This is a genomic window from Pseudomonas lalkuanensis (genome assembly GCF_008807375.1).
Lineage (GTDB): Bacteria > Pseudomonadota > Gammaproteobacteria > Pseudomonadales > Pseudomonadaceae > Metapseudomonas > Metapseudomonas lalkuanensis.
Genome location: NZ_CP043311.1, coordinates 1,263,108 through 1,283,170, shown reverse-complemented (window position 1 = coordinate 1,283,170; position 20,063 = coordinate 1,263,108). Strand labels below are relative to the sequence as shown.

At 64.3% G+C, this 20,063-nt stretch carries 22 protein-coding genes; 14 read left to right on the top strand and 8 right to left on the bottom strand.

Annotated elements, in window-relative coordinates; genetic code table 11:
- Positions 1-89 precede the first annotated feature (89 nt).
- Together FXN65_RS06140 and FXN65_RS06135 are read right to left on the bottom strand one after the other, a co-directional pair.
- Positions 90-896, bottom strand: coding sequence for an SDR family oxidoreductase (locus FXN65_RS06140; protein ID WP_151132199.1), 807 nt, complete (start codon positions 894-896; stop codon positions 90-92).
- Positions 897-1,000: 104 nt separating this feature from the next.
- Positions 1,001-1,369, bottom strand: coding sequence for a DUF2784 domain-containing protein (locus tag FXN65_RS06135; RefSeq protein ID WP_151132198.1), 369 nt, complete (start codon positions 1,367-1,369; stop codon positions 1,001-1,003).
- Positions 1,370-1,504: 135 nt separating this feature from the next.
- Here FXN65_RS06135 and FXN65_RS06130 point away from each other — a divergent pair, with 135 nt between their 5' ends.
- Complete coding sequence (locus tag FXN65_RS06130; RefSeq protein ID WP_394351276.1) at positions 1,505-1,660, top strand: DUF3309 family protein; 156 nt, start codon at positions 1,505-1,507, stop codon at positions 1,658-1,660.
- A 552-nt stretch (positions 1,661-2,212) separates the two neighbouring features.
- Here the strand turns inward: FXN65_RS06130 and FXN65_RS06125 are convergent.
- Entirely contained in the window at positions 2,213-3,871 is a 1,659-nt protein-coding gene (locus FXN65_RS06125) for a cation acetate symporter (protein WP_151132197.1), read from the bottom strand.
- A complete protein-coding gene (locus FXN65_RS06120; protein WP_151132196.1) occupies positions 3,871-4,179 on the bottom strand; it encodes a DUF485 domain-containing protein in 309 nt (102 codons plus the stop codon). The genes FXN65_RS06125 and FXN65_RS06120 overlap by 1 nt, the downstream gene beginning before the upstream one ends.
- Positions 4,180-4,403: 224 nt before the next feature.
- On the opposite strand from FXN65_RS06120, the gene FXN65_RS06115 reads away from it, so the two are divergent.
- Both FXN65_RS06115 and FXN65_RS06110 read left to right on the top strand, forming a co-directional pair.
- On the top strand, positions 4,404-4,628 hold the full coding sequence (locus tag FXN65_RS06115; protein ID WP_151132195.1) for a DUF2061 domain-containing protein: 225 nt from the start codon (positions 4,404-4,406) through the stop codon (positions 4,626-4,628).
- Between the two features lie 100 nt (positions 4,629-4,728).
- A complete protein-coding gene (locus FXN65_RS06110; RefSeq protein ID WP_151132194.1) occupies positions 4,729-6,279 on the top strand; it encodes a glycoside hydrolase family 17 protein in 1,551 nt (516 codons plus the stop codon).
- Between the two features lie 134 nt (positions 6,280-6,413).
- On the opposite strand, the gene FXN65_RS06105 is transcribed toward FXN65_RS06110, so the two are convergent.
- On the bottom strand, positions 6,414-6,797 hold the full coding sequence (locus tag FXN65_RS06105; RefSeq protein ID WP_151132193.1) for a hypothetical protein: 384 nt from the start codon (positions 6,795-6,797) through the stop codon (positions 6,414-6,416).
- Between the two features lie 267 nt (positions 6,798-7,064).
- Here FXN65_RS06105 and FXN65_RS06100 point away from each other — a divergent pair, with 267 nt between their 5' ends.
- The 3 genes from FXN65_RS06100 (at position 7,065) to FXN65_RS06090 (ending at position 10,135) form a co-directional block, all read left to right on the top strand.
- The gene (locus FXN65_RS06100) at positions 7,065-8,360 is read left to right on the top strand and encodes an alpha/beta fold hydrolase family protein (RefSeq protein WP_151132192.1); all 1,296 of its coding nucleotides are present in this window, start codon (positions 7,065-7,067) and stop codon (positions 8,358-8,360) included.
- Positions 8,353-9,117: an MlaA family lipoprotein gene (locus FXN65_RS06095; protein ID WP_151132191.1), complete on the top strand. Its 765-nt coding sequence runs from the start codon at positions 8,353-8,355 to the stop codon at positions 9,115-9,117. Before FXN65_RS06100 ends, FXN65_RS06095 begins: the two co-directional genes overlap by 8 nt.
- Positions 9,118-9,289: 172 nt before the next feature.
- Positions 9,290-10,135, top strand: coding sequence for a pirin family protein (locus tag FXN65_RS06090; RefSeq protein WP_151132190.1), 846 nt, complete (start codon positions 9,290-9,292; stop codon positions 10,133-10,135).
- A 90-nt stretch (positions 10,136-10,225) separates the two neighbouring features.
- On the opposite strand, the gene FXN65_RS06085 is transcribed toward FXN65_RS06090, so the two are convergent.
- Both FXN65_RS06085 and FXN65_RS06080 read right to left on the bottom strand, forming a co-directional pair.
- A complete protein-coding gene (locus tag FXN65_RS06085) occupies positions 10,226-11,428 on the bottom strand; it encodes a patatin-like phospholipase family protein (RefSeq protein WP_151132189.1) in 1,203 nt (400 codons plus the stop codon).
- A 37-nt stretch (positions 11,429-11,465) separates the two neighbouring features.
- Positions 11,466-12,386 (bottom strand): lipid A biosynthesis lauroyl acyltransferase, encoded by a 921-nt coding sequence (locus FXN65_RS06080; protein ID WP_151132188.1) that lies wholly within the window; start codon positions 12,384-12,386, stop codon positions 11,466-11,468.
- A gap of 121 nt (positions 12,387-12,507) precedes the next feature.
- Between FXN65_RS06080 and minC the strand changes: the two genes are divergently transcribed.
- The 7 genes from minC (at position 12,508) to lpcA (ending at position 17,804) form a co-directional block, all read left to right on the top strand.
- Positions 12,508-13,254: a septum site-determining protein MinC gene (minC, locus tag FXN65_RS06075; RefSeq protein ID WP_151132187.1), complete on the top strand. Its 747-nt coding sequence runs from the start codon at positions 12,508-12,510 to the stop codon at positions 13,252-13,254.
- 101 nt (positions 13,255-13,355) lie between these two features.
- Entirely contained in the window at positions 13,356-14,171 is an 816-nt protein-coding gene (minD, locus tag FXN65_RS06070; RefSeq protein WP_151132186.1) for a septum site-determining protein MinD, read from the top strand.
- A complete protein-coding gene (gene minE, locus FXN65_RS06065; RefSeq protein ID WP_151132185.1) occupies positions 14,168-14,422 on the top strand; it encodes a cell division topological specificity factor MinE in 255 nt (84 codons plus the stop codon). Before minD ends, minE begins: the two co-directional genes overlap by 4 nt.
- Before the next feature lie 73 nt (positions 14,423-14,495).
- Positions 14,496-15,131: an RluA family pseudouridine synthase gene (locus FXN65_RS06060; protein ID WP_151132184.1), complete on the top strand. Its 636-nt coding sequence runs from the start codon at positions 14,496-14,498 to the stop codon at positions 15,129-15,131.
- A gap of 37 nt (positions 15,132-15,168) precedes the next feature.
- The gene (locus FXN65_RS06055) at positions 15,169-15,744 is read left to right on the top strand and encodes a class I SAM-dependent methyltransferase (RefSeq protein ID WP_151132183.1); all 576 of its coding nucleotides are present in this window, start codon (positions 15,169-15,171) and stop codon (positions 15,742-15,744) included.
- 165 nt (positions 15,745-15,909) lie between these two features.
- A complete protein-coding gene (locus tag FXN65_RS06050; protein WP_151132182.1) occupies positions 15,910-17,199 on the top strand; it encodes a M18 family aminopeptidase in 1,290 nt (429 codons plus the stop codon).
- A gap of 17 nt (positions 17,200-17,216) precedes the next feature.
- Positions 17,217-17,804, top strand: coding sequence for a D-sedoheptulose 7-phosphate isomerase (gene lpcA, locus FXN65_RS06045; RefSeq protein ID WP_151132181.1), 588 nt, complete (start codon positions 17,217-17,219; stop codon positions 17,802-17,804).
- Between the two features lie 165 nt (positions 17,805-17,969).
- Here the strand turns inward: lpcA and FXN65_RS06040 are convergent, their stop codons facing one another.
- Positions 17,970-18,686: a UTRA domain-containing protein gene (locus FXN65_RS06040; RefSeq protein ID WP_151132180.1), complete on the bottom strand. Its 717-nt coding sequence runs from the start codon at positions 18,684-18,686 to the stop codon at positions 17,970-17,972.
- Positions 18,687-18,986: 300 nt separating this feature from the next.
- Here FXN65_RS06040 and FXN65_RS06035 point away from each other — a divergent pair, with 300 nt between their 5' ends.
- Positions 18,987-20,045, top strand: a complete 1,059-nt coding sequence (locus tag FXN65_RS06035) for an ABC transporter substrate-binding protein (protein ID WP_151132179.1) — start codon at positions 18,987-18,989, stop codon at positions 20,043-20,045.
- The last annotated feature ends 18 nt before the right edge of the window (positions 20,046-20,063 follow it).

Sequence of the window (20,063 nt, the reverse complement as noted above, 5' to 3'; positions counted from 1 at the left end):
GTCAGGCCGGGGGAGCAACCCTACTCCCCCGGTCCGCGGCCGGGCAACCCCGAACCGCGCCGAACCTGACCGATCGGACAGCCAGATTCTCAAGCGCGGTGCTTGACCTTCATCTTCGCCGACATGCTGGCCATCTCGTCATAGAGCGCCTGCGGGTTCTTCTGCTTCAAGGCCCAGGCCATGCGGCCCTGCTCGTGGGGCAGGATCATGAAAGTGCCGGCGGCCACTTCCCGGAAGATGTAATCGGCGATATCGGACGCGGTGATTGGCGAACTCTCCAGCAGCTTGCCCACCTGTTGCTTCATGGCCGGGGTCGGCCCACGGAAGGAGTCCAGCAGGTTGGTCTGGAAGAAGGACGGGCAGACCACGTGCACACCCACGCCCTCTTCCTTGAGCTCGATCAGCAGGCTCTCGGAAAGGGCCACCACGCCCGCCTTGGCGACGTTGTAGTTGCTCATCGCCGGGCCCTGCATCAACGCGGCCATGGAGGCGACGTTGATGATCCGCCCCTTGCTCTTCTGCAGCAGCGGCAGGAAGGCCTTGCAGCCCTTGACCACCCCCATCAGGTTGATCGCGATCTGCCAGTCCCAGTCCTCCAGGGACAGCTCTTCGAAAAAGCCGCCCGAGGCGACGCCGGCGTTGTTGACGATAATGTCGATGCCGCCGAGCTTCTCTTCGCACGCCTGGGCGAAGGCGGTGAGCTGGCTGTAGTCGCGGACGTCGCAGCGTTGGGTGAAACCATCGCCGCCAGCCTCGCGGACCAGCTTCAGGGTTTCCGCCAGGCCGGCTTCGTTGACGTCGGACAGGGCCAGCTTCCAGCCCTCGCGAGCCCAGCGCAGGGCGATTTCGCGACCGAGCCCGGATCCGGCGCCGGTGATCATGATGCGGTTTTGCATGGTGAGGTGCCTTTCTGCTTGTGCGGTAGATGAGCCGCAGTGTAGCCAAGGCCATAGTCCTCCCACCCTTGAATCACGGCGCTGAATGACGAGGGCAAACACCACTAGCGGCGCCGCATCAGCCTCCTCGCCAGCAGCCCGTAGGGCACCAGGTTGATCAGCAGCACGAGGGCCCCGAGCCAGAGCTGGATGCCCGGCGTCAGACCCGCCGGATAGATCAGCGGTCCCAGGTAATGCTCGACGAAGCCGCCGCTGTAGCCCTCCTCCCCCGCCACCCGGCGCAGGTGGTTCTCCAGGGGCGTGAGGGGGCAGATCAGGTGAAGCAGCTCCACCGTCGCCCCCCAGGCCACCGCCGGCAGGTGCAGCAGGGCCAGGCGCGGCCACTTCAATACCAGCACCCCGCCCAATACCACGAAGAGGATGAAGGCCAGGTGCAGCAGCAGTACGGCATCGGCGGCGATCCGGTAACTCATCGGCTGGCTTCCATGGCGAGATTTCCCTGAACCATCATGAAAGGTGGTCAGTCGGTTACTACAGGCACGGACGATCTGCCATCAACGATAACGCGGCGTGCCCTGGCAATCCCAGCCACCGAGGAGCCCTTGCCCATGATCACCATTCTGCTGCTCGTCATTCTGATCCTGCTGCTGATTGGCGGCCTGCCGGTATTCCCTCACTCCCGCCACTGGGGCTATGGCCCGTCGAGCATGGTTGGGGTACTGCTGGTCATTGTGGTGGTTCTGATGCTGGTGGGGAGGATCTAGCCGCTGCCTCGTTAAGCCGGGGACGAGGTATTCACACTGGATTCGCAAAATTATGTGATGAGACTCGTCGAACTCCGTGCAGTCTGACTCTTCCCTCACCTCCGGCCCCTCTCCCAGAGGTAGAGGGGTGACTCGCGCCAGCGAGGCACAAGCAATCCTGAAGCCACCAGCGGCTTGAAACTGAGCAACTGAGGTGAGGCAGCGACACCGCCCCGTCAGGAGGCTGAGTGGAATCCTTGTGCAGGGGAACGAGCGACATGGACGCCGCGAGAGGCGTGTGGGGCCATGGATGGCCCCCCTCGCCTGCCCCCGGCGCAAGGATGGAGCGAAGGAAGTTTGGCGAAGCCAAACCCGGATGCAGGGGCAAGCCTTTTGGTCACTTTCTTGTGGGCGGCATTCCGACGTTTGAAAAGGGGACTCGCCCGGGAGGGCGAAACAGAAACCATGGGCCCACTCGACAACGACCTGGGCAAAAAAGCTCCAGCCCCCTTCAGCCAAATAAAAAGGGCGGCCCGAAGGCCGCCCCAATACTTGCAAGGGAAGAAGTGTGGATCAGTGGGCTACTGCACCGCTGGCGCCCAGGCCGGTCTGGGAGCGCACGAACTGCGGGTAGAAACGTGCACGCTCTTCGTCCGCGGCAGTCGACTTGTCGGTGATCGAGAAGAACCAGATACCAACGAAGGCAACGATGATGGAGAACAGCGCCGGGTACTCGTAGGGGTAGATCGCGGTCGCGTGGCCGAGGATCTGTACCCAGATGGTCGGGCCCAGGACCATCAGCGCAACAGCGGTGACCAGGCCCAGCCAGCCGCCGATCATGGCGCCACGGGTGGTCAGCTTCTTCCAGTACATGGAAAGGATCAGTACCGGGAAGTTGCAGCTGGCGGCGATGGAGAATGCCAGGCCCACCATGAAGGCGATGTTCTGCTTCTCGAAGAGGATGCCGAGGCCGATGGCCACGAAGCCCAGGCACACGGTGGTGATCTTCGATACGCGCAGTTCATCCTTCTCGCTCGCCTTGCCCTTCTTGAACACGGAAGCGTAGAGGTCGTGGGACACGGCCGAGGCACCAGCCAGGGTCAGGCCGGCAACCACCGCCAGGATGGTGGCGAAGGCCACGGCGGAGATGAAGCCCAGGAACAGGCTGCCGCCTACGGCGTTGGCCAGGTGCACGGCGGCCATGTTGTTGCCGCCCAGCAGGGCGCCGGTGGCGTCCTTGAAGGCCGGGTTGGTGCTGACCAGCAGGATCGCGCCGAAACCGATGATGAAGGTCAGGATGTAGAAGTAACCGATGAAACCAGTGGCGTAGAACACCGACTTGCGGGCTTCCTTGGCGTCGCTGACGGTGAAGAAGCGCATCAGGATATGCGGCAGGCCGGCGGTACCGAACATCAGGGCCAGGCCGAGGGAGATGGCGGAGATCGGGTCTTTCACCAGGCCGCCGGGGCTCATGATGGCCTCGCCTTTCGGGTGGACCTTGATGGCTTCGCTGAACAGGGTGCTGATGTCGAAGTTGACGTGCTTGAGCACCATGATCGCCATGAAGGAAGCGCCGGAGAGCAGCAACACAGCCTTGATGATCTGTACCCAGGTGGTGGCCAGCATGCCGCCGAACAGCACGTAGAGCACCATCAGGATGCCGACCAGGACCACGGCCACGTGGTAGTTCAGGCCGAACAGCAACTCGATCAGCTTGCCGGCACCGACCATCTGGGCGATCAGGTAGAAGGCCACCACCACCAGCGAACCGCTGGCGGACAGGGTGCGGATCTCCTTCTGCTTCAGGCGATAGGAAGCCACGTCGGCGAAGGTGTACTTGCCGAGGTTGCGCAGGCGTTCAGCGATCAGGAACAGGATCACCGGCCAACCCACGAGGAAGCCGATGGAGTAGATCAGGCCGTCGTAGCCGGAGGTGAACACCAGTGCGGAAATACCCAGGAAGGACGCGGCGGACATGTAGTCGCCGGCAATCGCCAAGCCGTTCTGGAAGCCGGTGATGCTGCCGCCAGCGGTATAGAAGTCGGCGGCCGACTTGCTGCGCTTGGAGGCCCAGTAGGTGATGTACAGGGTGGCGCCAACGAAGGCGACGAACATGACGATGGCCGAGGTGTTCAGCGGCTGGCGCTGGACATCACCCTCGATGGCGCCGGCGGCCCAGAGTGCGGGCGCCACGGCCATCAGGCCGAGCACGGCAAGGATGCGCGCGATCATTACTGGACCTCCTTGAGGATTTCCTGGTTCAGACGGTCGAACTCGCCGTTGGCGCGGCGGACGTAGATGCCGGTCAGCACGAAGGCAGACAGGATCAGGCCGACGCCGAGCGGGATACCCCAGGTAACGGGAGAGTCAGGGTTGATGCGGGTGCCGAGCAGTTGTGGCTCGAAGGCGATCAGGAGAATGAAGGCCAGATAGAGGCCTAGCATGATGGCAGAGAGTATCCAGGCGAAGCGCTCTCGCTTGGAAACCAGTTCCTGGAAGCGCGGATTCTCCTGAATCCGCTGGTAAGTGCTGTCGTTCATTGTTGTTGTCCTCCACAGCGCGGGTTGCGGGTGAAGCCAACAATAGAACGGCGGTGCAAGCGCAACAGACGACCTTAGTCGTACATCGGGGCGTTCTCTACCAAGGTCGTAGGAGATTCATAAAGCCAAACTATCAGCCCCATGGCAGTTGAGCATTTCCCTGTATCGAACGACCGGCCTAACCTGAGCACATCGAATAATAATTCTCATTAACGAGGTGCGCCATGCTCAAGACCGTGACCTTCACCATCATGCACTTCTGCATTGCCTTCAGCGTGGCCTACGCCCTGACCGGCAGCATCACGGTCGGCGGCCTGGTGGCGGCGGTGGAGCCGCTGTGCAACTCGGTGGGTTTCTACTTCCACGAGAAGATCTGGAAGCGTTTCGAGAAGGCGGACGCACAGGCGCAGGAGATTCCGAAACACGCCTGGCTGCACCACCATGCGTAGTGGAAATCCCCCGTACGGATTTTCCACGGCGGACCGTAGGAGCGATGAGGGCTAATCCGCTAAGATGCGCGGCTTTGCCCTCACGCAAGCACGCCCGAACATGAGTCAGAACGCCCGTTTCCCTGTACTCCCCTATCTGCTGTCCTTCCTGGTCGCAGTGGTCGCCCTCGGCGGCCTCTGGTACGGCCTCGGCAAGCCGGTGATCCTGCCGGACGCCGCAACCCCCACCCACAAGCTGCAGTGCGCGTCCTACAGCCCATTCGACAAGGACCAGTCGCCGTTCGACCAGCCCTTCGTGCTGCGCCCCGAACGCATGGACGCCGACCTCGCCCTGCTGGCGACCCGCTTCCACTGCGTTCGCACCTATTCCATGACCGGTCTGGAAGCCATTCCGGAGCTGGCCCGCAAGCACGGCCTGAAGCTGATGCTGGGTGCCTGGGTGAACGGCAATCCGGTGGATACCCAGAAGGAGATCGACGCCCTGATCAAGGCCGCCAACGCCAACCCGGACGTGGTGCAGTCGGTGATCGTGGGTAACGAGACCCTGCTGCGCAAGGAAGTCACCGGCGCGCAACTGGCCAGCCTGATCGGGCAGGTCAAGGCGCAAGTGAAGCAGCCGGTCACCTACGCGGACGTCTGGGAATTCTGGCTGCGCCATCCGGAAGTGGCACCGGCGGTGGACTTCCTCACCATCCACCTGTTGCCCTACTGGGAAGACGACCCTGCCGGTATCGACCAGGCCCTGCGCCATGTCGCCGAGATCCGCCAGGTGTTCGGCAACAAGTTCGCGCCCAAGGACATTTTCATCGGCGAAACCGGCTGGCCCAGCGAAGGCCGCCAGCGCGAAACCGCCGTACCGAGCCGGGTCAACGAGGCGAAGTTCATCCGTGGCTTCGTCGCCATGGCCGAGGAAAACGGCTGGGGCTACAACCTGATCGAAGCCTTCGACCAGCCCTGGAAACGCGCCAGCGAAGGCGCCGTAGGCGGCTACTGGGGCCTGTTCGATGCCGATCGCCAGGAGAAAGGCGTGCTGGCCGGCCCGGTCACCAACCTGCCCTACTGGCCCATGTGGCTGGGTGTTTCCGGCCTGATCTTCCTGGCCACCCTGGTGCTCGCCGGTCGCCCCGCCTCGACTCGAGCCGCCCTGGTGCTGCCGATTCTGGCCGCCGTGGGCGCCGGCTGCATCGGCCTCTGGGGCGAGTTGGCGCGGGTCACCAGCCGCTTCGTCGGCGAGTGGGCCTGGGCCGCCTTCCTGGTCGGCCTCAACCTGATGGTCCTGGCCCACGGCGCCCTGGCACTTTCCGCCCGTGGCGGCGTGCGCAGCCGTCTGTTCGACTGGCTGGAAACCCGTGGCGGCTGGTGGCTGTGCGCCTCCGGCTTCGCCGGCGCGGTGCTGATGCTGGCCCTGGTGTTCGACGCCCGCTACCGCAGTTTCCCCAGCGCCGCCCTGCTGCTGCCGGCACTGGTCTACCTGTTCCGACCGGTCGCCGCGCCGCGCCGCGAGATCGCCCTGATGGCAGTGCTGATCGGCGCCGGCATCGTGCCGCAGCTGTACGAGGAAACCCTCGGCAACGCCCAGGCCATCGGTTGGGCGGCCGTCAGCACCCTGCTCCTGGCCGCCCTGTGGCGCAGCCTGCGGGTTCGCGGTTGATCCGCGACGTGCCCGGCCCCTGTGGGAGCGAATTCATTCGCGAGTGAAAGCGCCCCCACAGGTACGACATCCCTCCTTTACCGGAAACAAAAAAGGACGCTCGAAGCGTCCTTTTTTGTTGCCTGCCAACTGGATCAGGCGCTGACCGGTACCGGCTCCGACTGGCGGCGCACCAGGCGCAGGCCGGCGATGACACAGGCGAACACGGCAAGGCTGGCGGTGTAGAGCACCAGGGCCGGCAACGCGAACAACAGGGCCAGAAGGGCCAGGCCCCAGCCAGCGCGGCCGGGGATGAGGAAGGCCGCCACGGAGGCAGCCAGACCGATCCAGGCAATGATGCGGAAGTGGATCAGCAGGCCCAGGCCGGCGCGAACCTGGCACTCCCAGCGTTGCGCTTCGTCGACGCACAGGCCGACCCACTGGCCGTCCTCCATCAGGGCGAAGCGGACCCCGTAGCTGGCGGCCAGCCAGAGCGGCAGCAGGATCAGCAGCAGGATGAGGGACGAACGGCTGGACATGGTTCTCTCCGAATGGGTAGGCGGCGCCAAGGATACCCCCCCGTCCGAGCGATGCAAGGACCTTACAACGATCCGCAACAACCTGGCCTGACGTACGGACCGCACTTGCGGTACTTGCAGTTGTCATAGCCTCGGTATTCACTCATGACGTTCTCTTATAAGGAACGCGGCCCGGCAGCCCTGATGGGCAGGACCGGTGGAGTGGCTGGAGCCCGCCCATGACTTCGGGCCAAGGCCTCCGCAGAAACTGATACAGGGACCTCTCCTATGCTCCGTCTAAGCCTCGCCGCCCTGCTGGGCAGCCTGACCTTCTGCGCCCAACTGCTGGCCGCAGACCTGGATGCCGCCAGCTACGGCTTTCCGATCACCAATCCCTTCGAGGCGACCATCGCCACCACGCCGCCGGATCTGCGCAGCACGGTGCCGGCGGACGACGACATCGACCAGGCCGACTACGCCCTGAAGCTGCGCCCGGAACGTGAGAGCGTCCTGCCCGACAACTTCTGGTCGGTGAAGAAGTTGCGCTACCGCCTCGCGCAACAGAAAGGCCCGGCGCCCCTGGTGTTCATCATTGCCGGCACCGGTGGCCACTACGCCAGTACCCATGCGGAGAATCTCAAGAAGCTGTTCTACGGCGCCGGCTACCACGTAGTGCAGCTCTCCTCCCCTACCAGCTACGACTTCATGGCCAGCGCCTCGCGCCATGCGACGCCCGGCCTCTCGGCCGAGGATGCCGATGATCTCTACCGCGTGATGCAGGCCGTGCGCGCCCAGCATCCGGGCCTGGAGGTCACCGACTTCTACCTCACCGGCTACAGCCTGGGCGCCCTGGAAGCCGCCTTCGTCAGTCATCTGGACGAAACCCGCCGCAGCTTCAACTTCAAACGCGTGCTGCTGCTCAATCCGCCGGTGAACCTCTACACCTCGGTGACCAACCTCGACCGCCTGGTGCAGACCCGGGTGAAGGGCGTCGACGACACCACCACCTTCTACCAGGTGGTGCTCGGCAAGCTGACCCGTTACTTCCAGCAGAAGGGCTACATCGACCTCAACGACGCCCTGCTCTTCGACTTCCAGGAGTCCAGGCAGCGGCTCTCCAACGAACAGATGGCGATGCTGATCGGCACGTCCTTCCGCTTCTCTTCCTCGGACATCGCCTTTACCTCGGACCTGATCAACCATCGCGGCCTGATCACCCCGGTGAAGTACCCCATCAACGAAGGCACCAGCCTGACGCCCTTCTACAAGCGCGCCCTGCAATGCGACTTCGACTGCTACATCACCGAGCAGCTGATTCCCTACTGGCGCGCCCGCTACGACGGCGGCAGCCTGACCCAGCTGATCAACCAGGTCAGCCTCTATGCCCTGGAGGACTACCTCAAGGGCAGCAGCAAGATCGCGGTGATGCACAACGCCGACGACCTCATCCTCGGCCCCGGCGACCTCGGCTTCCTGCGCCGCGCCATGGGCGACCGCCTGACCGTCTATCCCCACGGCGGGCACTGCGGCAACCTCAACTACCGCGTCAACGGCGACGCCATGCTGGAGTTCTTCCGTGGCTAAGAAAGCACTCTTCATCGCCCTGTTGCTGGCCAGTGGCCTGGCCGTGGCCCAGGAGCCCGACCAGGATGGCTTCACCCAGCCGCTGAAGGACCTGAAGTTCAACCCCGGCCTGGACCAGCGCGAGTTCGAGCGCTCCACCCTGGATGCGTTGAGCGTCTACGACCCCTACGAGTCCTGGAACCGGCGGGTCTACCACTTCAACTACCGCTTCGACGAATGGGTGTTCCTGCCCGTGGTGCGCGGCTACCGCTATGTCACGCCGGGCTTCGTGCGCAGCGGCGTCAGCAATTTCTTCAGCAACCTGGGCGACGTTCCCAACCTGCTGAACAGCGCGCTGCAGCTCAAGGGCAAGCGCTCCATGGAAATCACCGGCCGCCTGCTGCTGAACACCACCATCGGCGTCGTCGGCCTCTGGGACCCGGCCACGCGCATGGGGCTCCCCAAGCAGACCGAAGACTTCGGCCAGACCCTCGGCTACTACGGCGTCACCGACGGCCCCTACCTGATGCTGCCGATCCTCGGTCCTTCCAACCTGCGGGATACCGGTGGGCTGGTGGTGGACTACGTCGCCGACTACCAGATCAACTTCCTCAACGTGCCGGAAGTCGCCAGCAACCACCCGGAAATCACCGCACTGCGCATGGTGGACAAGCGCTACACCACCAATTTCCGCTACGGCCAGCTCAACACCCCGTTCGAGTACGAGAAGCTGCGCTACGTCTACACCCAGTCGCGCAAGTTGCAGATCGCCGAGTAGGTCGCTGGGGACCGGTCTTCTCCCTTGTGGGAGCGAATTCATTCGCGAATGAATTCGCTCCCACAAGCGTCTTAATCATCCACTTTATCGATTTAAAACACGCAAAATAACGCACCATCAATTCAATTCATCGGCGTAGCATCCCGCTCATTCCAACCTTGAGGAGGTTCAGATGAGCTACCGCCAGATTCTCGAACAACGCCCCGGCCAGCCCGCATCCGACGGTGCCGGCGTCAATCTGACCCGCGTCTTCGCCGAGCAGGGCGTGCCGCGCTTCGACCCCTTCCTGATGCTCGACGAGTTCGGCTCGGCCAACCCCGACGACTACGTCGCCGGCTTTCCGCCGCACCCGCATCGCGGCTTCGAAACCATCACCTACATGATCGAAGGGCGCATGCGCCACGAGGATCACCTGGGCAACAGCGGCCTGCTGCAGAACGGCGGCGTGCAATGGATGACCGCGGCGCGCGGGATCATCCACAGCGAAATGCCGGAGCAGGAAGAAGGCGTGATGCGCGGGTTCCAGATCTGGCTGAACCTGCCGGGCAAGGACAAGATGGGCGACCCTGGCTACCGCGACTTCGACCCGGCGGAAATTCCTCGGGTGCGCACTGCCGGAGGCGTCGAGGCGCTGGTGATCGCCGGCCGCTTCGACGATGGCCAGGTCGCCCGCGATGGCGCCGTGCAGCGCCCGCACAGCGAGCCGCACATTTTCGACCTCGACCTGCCGGCTGGTGGCCGGGTAGCGCCGCAACTGGCCGATGGCCTGCGGGTGATGCTCTACGTCTACGAAGGCAGCGTGCACCTGAACGGCCACGCCATCGGCAAGGGACGGCTGGTACGCCTGTCAGAACAGGGCGCCGTGGAGCTGGCCAGCGATGACGGCGCCAAGGTCCTGCTGCTGGCTGGTCGCCCGCTGGGTGAACCCATCGTCCAGTACGGCCCCTTCGTGATGAATACCCGCGAAGAGATCGAGCAGGCGCTGCGGGACTACCGGGATGGACGCTTCGGCGCGTGACACCCCGGCCGGACTGAAGACTGGTCGTTACGCGGGGTGGGCCACGCCGGGCTGCGCTGGTGGACGTAAAGAGCGAGGTCCATCCTATGGCTAAAGGGCAGGAACGATGTGGGGATGGGCCGGCGCCATCTCCAGGCCGAGGAAGCGCTGCAACTCGGCGCGCTTGGCCATGGCGTCCTGGTAACCCAGCTCGATCAGTTCGTTGCAGTATCCCGGCTCGAACAGCAGATAGCTGAGCACCCCCGCCCCGCTCGCCCGGGTCGCCCCCGGACCGCGCAGGAAGGTGCGGATGGCGCGGGGCATCTCGCGGCGGTGGCGGGCGGCGATCTCATCCAGCGGCCGGCTCGGCGAAATCACCAGCACCTCCACCTGCTCCGAACTCAGATGGCGTGGCCGCGATTCGGGCGGGATGGCCCGGCTCATCCGATTGATCCGCTCCAGCAGTTCGATGTCGCTTTCCAGGTTGTCGATGAAGGTGCTGTTCAGCAGGTGCCCGCTGATCTGCGCCAGGGTCGGCGGACGACCGCCCTGGGGCAGCGCCATTTCCTGGCTGGGGTTCATGCCCAGCGGGTTGCCACTCACGCCCACCACCAGCACCCGGTTGGCGCCCAGGTGCAATGCCGGACTGATGGGTGCCGTCTGGCGTACCGCTCCGTCGCCGAAATATTCACGCCCCATGCGTACCGCGGGGAACAGCAGGGGAATCGCCGCGCTGGCCATCAGGTGCTCGACACTCAGGCGGGTCGGCACGCCGACTCGGCGGTGGCGGTACCAGGGGTCGATGGTGGCGCGGCCCTGGTAGAAGGTCACCGCCTGGCCGGTCTCGTAGCCGAAGGCGGTCACCGCCACGGCGCGCAGCTGGCGGGTGCGGACGGCGGCGGAGATACCGGTGAAGTCCAGCTCGCGGGTCAGCAGCTCACGCAGGGGAGCGTTGTCCAGCAACGCCACCGGGATATCCCGGCCCAGTCCCAGCAGGCTGTGGCCGAAGAATCGCGAACTCTGGCGGATCACGCCGGGCCAGTCGCTGCGGTAAACCTCTCCGCAATGAAAGCCTTGCCAGACGCTGTTGAGACGACGGACTGCCTGGCTGAAATGCAGTGCGCCGCAGGCCAGGCCAACGGCATTCACCGCGCCGGCGGAGGTGCCGACGATCACCGGAAAAGGGTTGCAGGCGGCGTCCGGCAGCAGATCCGCGATGGCGCCCAGCACCCCGACCTGATAGGCCGCCCGCGAACCGCCACCAGAAAGGATCAGCCCTGTCACGGGCTTCTGGGGGGCGGCGCTGGCATCCATGGACTGCTCTCCGGACGGGATTTCCCGATTATAGGTTTCAGTAGAGCTTCGGCGCGCCTTCGGGCCGGGTCTTGAAGCGACGGTGGGCCCAGAGGTACTGCTCGGGGCATTCGCGCACCGCCTCTTCCACCCATCGGTTGACGCGCAGGCAGTCGGATTCCTCGGTGTCACCGGGGAAGTCGGACAGTGGCGGATGGATCACCAGCCGGTAGCCGGAACCGTCCTCCAGGCGACGCTGGGTGAAGGGCAGGACGATGGCGCGGCCCAGGCGGGCGAACTTGGTGGTCGCCGTGACGGTGGCGGCCTCGATGCCGAACAGCGGTACGAAGATGCTCTGCTTGCGGCCGTAGTCCTGGTCCGGCGCGTACCAGATGGCGCGACCGGCGCGCAGCACCTTGAGCATGGCGCGCACATCCTCACGCTCGATGGCGGTGGCATCCAGGTTGTGCCGCTCGCGGCCGCGACGCTGGATGAAATCGAATACTGCGTTCTTGTGCTCGCGGTACATGCCGTCGATGGTGTGCACCTGTCCGAGCAACGCGGCGCCAATTTCCAGCGTGGTGAAATGAAGGGCCATGAGGATCACCCCCTGGCCTTCGGCCTGGGCTCGCTGCAGGTGCTCCAGGCCTTCTATATGGGAGAGTTGTGCCAGGCGCGCCTTGGGCCACCACCAGCTCATGGCCATTTCGAAGAAGGCGATACCGGTGGAGGCGAAATTCTCCCGCAGCAGGCGCTCGCGCTCGCGGCTGGAGAGTTCCGGAAAGCAAAGTTCCAGATTGCGCCGGGCGATCTTGCGCCGCGAACCGGCCACCCGCAGCATCAGCGCCCCCAGCGCACGCCCCAGGCCCAGTTGCACCCGATACGGCAGCAGGGTGATCAGCCAGAGCAGCCCCAGCCCCAGCCACAGCGCCCAATAGCGCGGGTGAAGGAACTGTGGGCGAAATTGAGGTCTATCCATCTCTGAATCCGCTTGAGCGAGAAAATCGCGCATTCTACTCCAAATGCGCCTCCCCCTTCCGGCTTGCTAGCGCCGGGCGATCTCGCTATAAGTCCTCGCCATTCACGACTGCAGGCAGACCATGAGCCAAGCCGACCTTCTCGACCAAGAACCCGTGTTCCAGCTCAAGGGCAGCATGCTCGCCATCACCGTGATGGAACTGGCCCACAACGACCTCGAACGCCTCGATCGGCAACTGGACGAAAAAGTCGCCCAGGCCCCCAACTTCTTCCAGAACACCCCGCTGGTGATGGCGCTGGACAAGCTGCCTGAAGGCGAGCCGCCGCTGGACCTCCCAGCCTTGCTGGAAATCTGCCGCCGCCACGGCCTGCGCACCCTGGCCATCCGCGCGCAACGCGAAGAGCACATTGCCGCCGCCGATGCCCTGGACATTCCGGTGCTCCCGCCATCCGGCGCCCGCGAACGCCCCATCGACCCGGTAGAACCCGAGGCGAAGAAGAAGCTCGAAAAACCCGCCGAGCCCCCCAAGCCCGAAGTGCAACCGACCAAGGTCATCACCACCCCCGTGCGCGGTGGCCAGCAGGTTTATGCGCCCGGCGGCGACCTGGTGGTCCTCGCCGCGGTCAGCCCCGGTGCGGAACTTCTCGCCGACGGCAATATCCATGTGTACGGCCCGATGCGCGGCCGCGCGCTGGCCGGTATCAAGGGCGATACCAAGGCGCGGATTTTCTGTCGCCAACTGGCCGCCGAACTGGTCTCCGTAGCCGGTCAGTACAAGGTTGCCGACGACTTGCGCCGCGATCCGCTGTGGGGTCAGCAAGTGCAGGTCAGCCTGTCGGGAGACGTGTTGAACATCACCCGCCTTTAACGGATACTGCCGCGAAATTTCAGGGAACTGAAAGGGAAGAAGGACGGTTCGGGCGAACCGATAACTTCCCGGTTTTACTTATTCATTTGGGGTGAATCACCTTGGCCAAGATCCTCGTTGTCACGTCCGGCAAGGGTGGAGTGGGTAAAACCACCACCAGCGCCGCAATCGGTACCGGTCTCGCACTGCGCGGTCACAAGACTGTCATCGTCGACTTCGACGTCGGCCTGCGTAACCTAGACCTGATCATGGGTTGTGAACGCCGCGTGGTGTACGACTTCGTCAACGTCATCAATGGCGAAGCGACCCTCACCCAGGCCCTGATCAAGGACAAGCGCCTTGAGAACCTCTACGTGCTGGCCGCCAGCCAGACCCGTGACAAGGACGCGCTGACCCTCGAAGGCGTGGGCAAGGTCATCGAGGAGCTGTCCCAGAACTTCGAATACGTGGTCTGCGACTCTCCGGCCGGTATCGAGAAAGGCGCCCACCTGGCCATGTACTACGCCGATGAGGCGATTGTCGTGACCAACCCGGAAGTCTCCTCCGTTCGCGACTCCGACCGCATGCTCGGCCTGCTGGCCAGCAAGTCCCGTCGCGCCGAGAAGGGTGAAGACCCGATCAAGGAGCGCCTGCTCCTGACCCGTTACAACCCCGAGCGCGTCACCAAGGGCGAAATGCTCGGCGTCGAAGACGTCGAGGAAATCCTCGCCATCAACCTGCTGGGCGTGATTCCGGAGTCCCAGGCGGTCCTCAAGGCCTCCAACCAGGGTATCCCGGTCATCCTCGACGACCAGAGCGACGCCGGCCAGGCGTACAGCGATGCCGTTGACCGCCTGCTTGGCAAGGAACTGCCCCATCGCTTCCTCGATGTGCAGAAGAAGGGACTCTTACAACGCCTGTTTGGAGGCCGTGAATGAACATTTTCGACTTCTTTCGCGAGCGGAAGAAGCAGAGTAGCGCTTCGATCGCTAAAGAACGCCTTCAGATCATCGTTGCCCACGAACGTGGCCAGCGCAGCCAGCCGGACTACCTGCCGGCCCTGCAGAAAGATCTGGTGGACGTGATCCGCAAATATGTCGACATCGACGAAGAGCAGGTTCAGGTCCTGCTGGAGAATCAGGGCAGTTGCTCCATTCTCGAGCTGAACATCACCCTGCCCGATCGTTGATCGAGCAATAGACCCGGGTCCGACTGGACCCACGACGGCGGCTTCGGCCGCCGTCTTCATTTCCGGAACTCCCATGCCGCTTTCCCAGATCGAATTCATCCACCGGGACGATGCCCTGCTGGTGGTCAACAAGCCCACGCTGCTGCTTTCGGTGCCCGGCCGCGCCGACGACAACAAGGATTGCCTGATCACCCGCCTGCAGGAAAACGGCTACCCCGAGGCACGCATCGTGCATCGCCTGGACTGGGAGACCTCCGGCCTGATCGTGCTGGCCCGCGACGCCGACAGCCACCGCGAGATGTCCCGCCAGTTCCACGATCGCGAGACCGAGAAAGCCTACACGGCACTCTGCTGGGGCGAGCCGGAGATGGACAGCGGCCGCATCGAACTGCCGCTGCGCTACGACCCGCCGACCAAGCCGCGGCATGTGGTGGACTTCGAGCACGGCCGCCATGCGCTGACCTTCTGGCGCGTGATCGAACGCTGCGGCCACTACAGCCGGGTCGAGCTGACCCCCATCACCGGACGCTCGCACCAACTGCGCGTACACATGCTGTCCATCGGACACCCGCTGCTCGGCGACCGCCTCTACGCCAATCCTGAAGCACTGGCCGCCCATGATCGTCTCTGCCTGCACGCCAGCCTGCTCAGCCTGACCCATCCCCAGACGGGTGAACGCCTGAGATTCGAGTGCCCGGCGCCGTTCTGACCTAGGCTCAAGAAAAAGACCTCGATTCGAGGGAGAGATGAGCCTCACCGAGTTCTACAACGCCACCGAGGGTCAGCCCGCCCGCTTCACCCTGCTCACCGCCCTGGAAAGCTGGAACGGGCCGCCCGGCCACGCCCTCGATCTTGGCTGTGGCGCCGGTCGCGACACCCTCGAACTGCTCAGGCGCGGCTGGAAGGTGCTGGCGGTGGATGCAGAACCCGAGGCACTGGCCCGCCTCGATGCCCAGCTGGACGACGAAAAGCGCCAGAGACTTCAAAGCCGCTGCTGTCGCTTCGAGAGCATGCCGTTGCCGACGGCCAACCTGGTCAACTCCAGCTTCGCCCTGCCCCTCTGCCCGCCCGTGGCCTTTCCCGCCCTGTGGCAGGCTATCTGCGGCGCCCTGCCGGTTGGCGGACTGTTCGCCGGTCACCTGTTCGGCGAACGGGACGACTGGGCCGACAACGGCATCACCATCCTGCGCCGCCGCCAATTGGAAGAACTGCTGTCGGGCTGGGACGTACTGATGCTGGAGGAGAAGGAAGAAGACGGCATCACCGCCAAGGGCCGCAACAAGCACTGGCACCTGTTCTCGGTGGTTGCGCGGCGCCATTAGGTCTTGCGGAATTGTGGGAGCGAATTCATTCGCGATTGAAATCGCTCCCACGACAGGAGCTACGCCCCTCACTATCGGCCTGTTAGGAAAATTCACCGCTGGTCGCCCTCCTATTCCTCGGGGGCTATGGGATAAACTCCCGGCACTGCTGTCCGGAGTCCCCCAATGCGCGAAGAGTTGAACCAGGGCCTGATCGATTTCCTCAAGGCCTCGCCCACCCCCTTCCACGCCACCCGCAGCCTGGCCAAACGCCTGGAGGCCGCCGGTTATGTGCGCCTCGACGAACGCGAAGCCTGGCGTATCGAAAATGGTGGCCGTTATTACGTCACCCGCAACGACTCCTCCATCATCGCCATCAAGCTGGGCAAACGCCCGGTGCTGGAAGGCGGCCTGCGCCTGGTTGGCGCCCACACCGACAGCCCCTGCCTGCGGGTCAAGCCGAACCCCGAGCTGCATAAGCAGGGCTTCTGGCAACTGGGCGTCGAAGTTTATGGCGGCGCCCTGCTGGCTCCCTGGTTCGACCGCGACCTCTCGCTCGCCGGCCGTGTCACCTACCGCGCCGCCGGCATGGTGGAAAGCCAGCTGGTGGACTTCCAGGCCCCCATCGCCGTGATCCCCAACCTGGCCATCCACCTCAACCGTGAAGCCAACCAGGGCTGGGCCATCAACGCCCAGACCGAGCTGCCGCCGATACTGGCGCAACTGGCAGCCGGCGAAGCCCGCGAATTCCGCGATCTGCTGGCCGAGCAGCTGACCCTGGAGCATGGCGTGGTCGCCGATGCGGTGCTGGATTACGAGCTGTCCTTCTACGACACCCAGAACGCTGCGGTCATCGGCCTGGACGGTGACTTCATCGCCGGTGCGCGCCTGGACAACCTGCTGTCCTGCTACGCCGGCCTGCAGGCCCTGCTGGCTGCCGAGGCCGACGAGAGCTGCGTGCTGGTCTGCACCGACCACGAAGAAGTGGGCTCCTGCTCCGCCTGCGGCGCCGACGGTCCTATGCTGGAGCAGGTGCTGCGCCGCGTACTGCCGGAGGGCGACGCCTTCGCCCGGGTGATCCAGCGCTCCCTGCTGGTTTCCGCCGACAACGCCCACGGCGTGCACCCGAACTACGCCGACAAGCACGACGGCAACCACGGCCCGAAGCTCAACGCCGGCCCGGTGATCAAGGTCAACAGCAACCAGCGTTACGCCACCAACAGCGAAACCGCTGGTTTCTTCCGCCACCTGTGCCTGGAGAACGAAGTGCCGGTACAGAGCTTCGTGACCCGCAGCGACATGGGTTGCGGCTCCACCATCGGTCCGATCACCGCCAGCCAGCTTGGCGTGCGTACCGTGGATATCGGCCTGCCCACCTTCGCCATGCACTCCATCCGCGAGCTGGCGGGCAGCCATGACCTGGCCCATCTGGTGAAGGTACTGGCCGCCTTCTACTCCAGCCACGACCTGCCCTGATCAGGAAGGAACCCCGCATGCTCAGCCATATTCGCAACAGCCTGGAGGAAGCCAGGCGTGCCCTGGACAACTTCATTGCCAACGAGCAGACGCTGAAGAACATCGAGCGTGCGGCCGGGCTGCTGGTCGAGAGCTTCGAGAACAAGGGCAAGGCGTTTTCCTGCGGTAACGGCGGCTCCATGTGCGATGCGATGCACTTCGCCGAGGAGCTGACCGGCCGCTACCGCAAGAACCGCCCCGGCATCGCCGCCGTGTCCATCAGCGATGCCAGTCACATCAGCTGCGTCGCCAACGACTTCGGCTACGACTACATCTTCTCCCGCTACGTGGAATCCCACGGCCGCGCAGGCGACGTGCTGATCGCCATCAGCACCAGCGGCAAGAGCCCCAACGTCATCAAGGCCGCCGAAGCCGCCCGTGCGCTGGGCGTGAAGGTGGTGGCCCTGACCGGCAAGCCCGGCTCCGCCCTCGAAGCCCTGGCCGACGTGTGCATCTGCGCACCCGGCGGCGACTTCGCCGACCGCGTGCAGGAACTGCACATCAAGGTGCTGCATATCCTGATCGAACTGGTCGAGCGCAAGCTCAGCCCCGGGAACTACGCCTGATCCGCGGCGGCGCAGCCGCCCCGTAGGCGGGTCCGAGTGCAGCGAAGCCCAATGTGGCCGGTCACACACGCTGCTGCGTTGGGTTTCGTTGCGCTATCCAACCTACAGATGCCGCCGATTCCTGTGCGGGCGAATTCATTCGCCAAAGGCAGCGCAGCCGCCCAATCACTCCGGCACTTCGACGCTCACCTGAATCGCATCGTGCCGCCAGAACTCCAGGTCGCAGTCGATCAGCCGCCCATGCTGGTCGCGGTTGATGCGGGTGATCTTCAGCGCCGGGCTGCCGGCTGACACTTTCAGCGGCGCCGCCGCCTCCGGGTGCAGGGCGGTGGGCACCATGTCGAAGCGAACCCGGCCGTAGCGGATGCCGTACTGGCTGTCATACAGCTCGGTAAGCGACCGGGTCAGGTCGAAATCGATGATGCCGGGGAAGTAGGCCGGATTCAGGTAGTGCTCCACATAGAGCACCAGGCGCCCGTCGATGCGGCGGGCGCGGCGGATCTGATAGACGCTCGACAGCGCCGGCAGCTCCAGCAATTCGCAGATTTCCACGCTGGCCGGAATCAGCCGCGCACCCAGCACTTCGGTGGCGGGTACGCGCCCCTGCCCGGCCACCATGGCGTGGAAGTGGCTGCGCACCAGCGGGTTGTAGAGCAGTCGCGACGGCGAAACGAACCACCCGCGGCGCTCCTCGCGGTAGATCAGCCCCTGGGCTTCCAGTTGCCCAAGCGCCTCGCGCAGGGTGATGCGGGTGGTATCGAACAATTCACTCAACTTGCGCTCGGCGGGCAGCTTGCTGCCCTGGGGCAACAGGCCGTGCTCGATCTGTTCCTGCAATGCATTGCAGATGGCGGTCAGGGTACGGGGCGCCTCATCGCGCATCGAAAAACTCCAATCTGGAATAGACCAGCACCATCGAGGTGCATCGTGGCCGGGCTTGCCGGCCATCCTAGGCAGCCTAGATGACTGAGGGATGACAGCAAGGCACGCCTGCATGCGCCATGCCATCGCCAATCGCGACATCCCCAGGAATCAGCCATCTGGCCATGGTCTACGCTTTTCAGGCGTTTTCCGCCGCCGGATGCTGCTGCGCCCTGCAATCAAACCGTCATCCAAGGCTTTTAGATTTGGCCTGGGTCTTGCTGATCTAGACCAACCTCCAAACCTGCTAAGGAGCTTCACATGAAACGCCTGTTGCTGGCTTCACTGATGGGAACGGCCATCGCCCTGGGAACCCAGGCGATGGCGAGCGACGCAGATCTGAAGAGTCTCGAACAAGCCGCGCGCAAGGAAGGCGCGGTGAACAGCGTGGGCATGCCCGACAGCTGGGCCAACTGGAAGGACACCTGGGTTGACCTGAACAAGCAGTACGGCCTGAAGCACGTCGACACCGACATGAGTTCGGCCCAGGAAATCGCCAAGTTCGCCGCCGAGAAGGACAACGCCACCGCCGACATCGGCGACGTCGGCGCGGCCTTCGGCCCCATCGCTGTCCAGCAGGGCGTGACCCAGCCCTACAAGCCCAGCACCTGGGCGCAGATCCCCGAGTGGGCCAAGGATGCCGACGGCCACTGGATGCTGGCCTATACCGGCTCCATCGCCTTCATCGTCAACAAGCAGTTGGTCAAGGAAGCGCCCAAGTCCTGGGCCGACCTGAAGCAGGGCAAGTACAAGGTCGCGATCGGAGACGTCAGCGCCGCGGCCCAGGCCGTCAACGGCGTGCTGGCCGCCGCCATCGCCAACGGCGGTGACGAGAAGAATATCCAGCCGGGCCTGGACTTCTTCGCCGAGATCGCCAAGCAGGGCCGCCTGTCGCTGTCCAACCCGACTATCCAGACCCTGGAAAAAGGTGAGGTGGAAGTGGGCATCGTCTGGGACTTCAACGGCCTGTCCTACCGCGACCAGATCGATCCCAGCCGCTTCGAAGTGCTGATCCCCTCGGACGGTTCGGTGATCTCCGGCTACACCACCATCATCAACAAGTACGCGAAGAACCCGAACGCCGCGAAACTGGCCCGCGAGTACATCCTCAGCGACGCTGGCCAGATCAACCTGGCCAAGGGCAACGCCCGCCCGATCCGCGCCGAGCACCTGACCCTGCCGGCCGAGGTCAAGGCCAAGCTGCTGCCCAACGAGCAGTACGCCAAGGTCCGGCCGATCAAGGACGCCAAGGCCTGGGAAGAAACCTCGAAAGCATTGCCGCAGCTGTGGCAGGAACACGTGATCATCGAGATGGAGTAAGGGGCTGGCCCAATCGCT

Bases quoted from the DNA above. Each gene is read 5' to 3' on its own strand.
- FXN65_RS06140 (WP_151132199.1), bottom strand. From the start codon at position 896: ATGCAAAACCGCATCATGATCACCGGCGCCGGATCCGGGCTCGGTCGC.
- FXN65_RS06135 (WP_151132198.1), bottom strand. From the start codon at position 1,369: ATGAGTTACCGGATCGCCGCCGATGCCGTACTGCTGCTGCACCTGGCC.
- FXN65_RS06130 (WP_394351276.1), top strand. From the start codon at position 1,505: ATGATCACCATTCTGCTGCTCGTCATTCTGATCCTGCTGCTGATTGGC.
- FXN65_RS06125 (WP_151132197.1), bottom strand. From the start codon at position 3,871: ATGATCGCGCGCATCCTTGCCGTGCTCGGCCTGATGGCCGTGGCGCCC.
- FXN65_RS06120 (WP_151132196.1), bottom strand. From the start codon at position 4,179: ATGAACGACAGCACTTACCAGCGGATTCAGGAGAATCCGCGCTTCCAG.
- FXN65_RS06115 (WP_151132195.1), top strand. From the start codon at position 4,404: ATGCTCAAGACCGTGACCTTCACCATCATGCACTTCTGCATTGCCTTC.
- FXN65_RS06110 (WP_151132194.1), top strand. From the start codon at position 4,729: ATGAGTCAGAACGCCCGTTTCCCTGTACTCCCCTATCTGCTGTCCTTC.
- FXN65_RS06105 (WP_151132193.1), bottom strand. From the start codon at position 6,797: ATGTCCAGCCGTTCGTCCCTCATCCTGCTGCTGATCCTGCTGCCGCTC.
- FXN65_RS06100 (WP_151132192.1), top strand. From the start codon at position 7,065: ATGCTCCGTCTAAGCCTCGCCGCCCTGCTGGGCAGCCTGACCTTCTGC.
- FXN65_RS06090 (WP_151132190.1), top strand. From the start codon at position 9,290: ATGAGCTACCGCCAGATTCTCGAACAACGCCCCGGCCAGCCCGCATCC.
- FXN65_RS06085 (WP_151132189.1), bottom strand. From the start codon at position 11,428: ATGGATGCCAGCGCCGCCCCCCAGAAGCCCGTGACAGGGCTGATCCTT.
- FXN65_RS06080 (WP_151132188.1), bottom strand. From the start codon at position 12,386: ATGGATAGACCTCAATTTCGCCCACAGTTCCTTCACCCGCGCTATTGG.
- minC (WP_151132187.1), top strand. From the start codon at position 12,508: ATGAGCCAAGCCGACCTTCTCGACCAAGAACCCGTGTTCCAGCTCAAG.
- minE (WP_151132185.1), top strand. From the start codon at position 14,168: ATGAACATTTTCGACTTCTTTCGCGAGCGGAAGAAGCAGAGTAGCGCT.
- FXN65_RS06060 (WP_151132184.1), top strand. From the start codon at position 14,496: ATGCCGCTTTCCCAGATCGAATTCATCCACCGGGACGATGCCCTGCTG.
- FXN65_RS06055 (WP_151132183.1), top strand. From the start codon at position 15,169: ATGAGCCTCACCGAGTTCTACAACGCCACCGAGGGTCAGCCCGCCCGC.
- FXN65_RS06050 (WP_151132182.1), top strand. From the start codon at position 15,910: ATGCGCGAAGAGTTGAACCAGGGCCTGATCGATTTCCTCAAGGCCTCG.
- lpcA (WP_151132181.1), top strand. From the start codon at position 17,217: ATGCTCAGCCATATTCGCAACAGCCTGGAGGAAGCCAGGCGTGCCCTG.
- FXN65_RS06040 (WP_151132180.1), bottom strand. From the start codon at position 18,686: ATGCGCGATGAGGCGCCCCGTACCCTGACCGCCATCTGCAATGCATTG.
- FXN65_RS06035 (WP_151132179.1), top strand. From the start codon at position 18,987: ATGAAACGCCTGTTGCTGGCTTCACTGATGGGAACGGCCATCGCCCTG.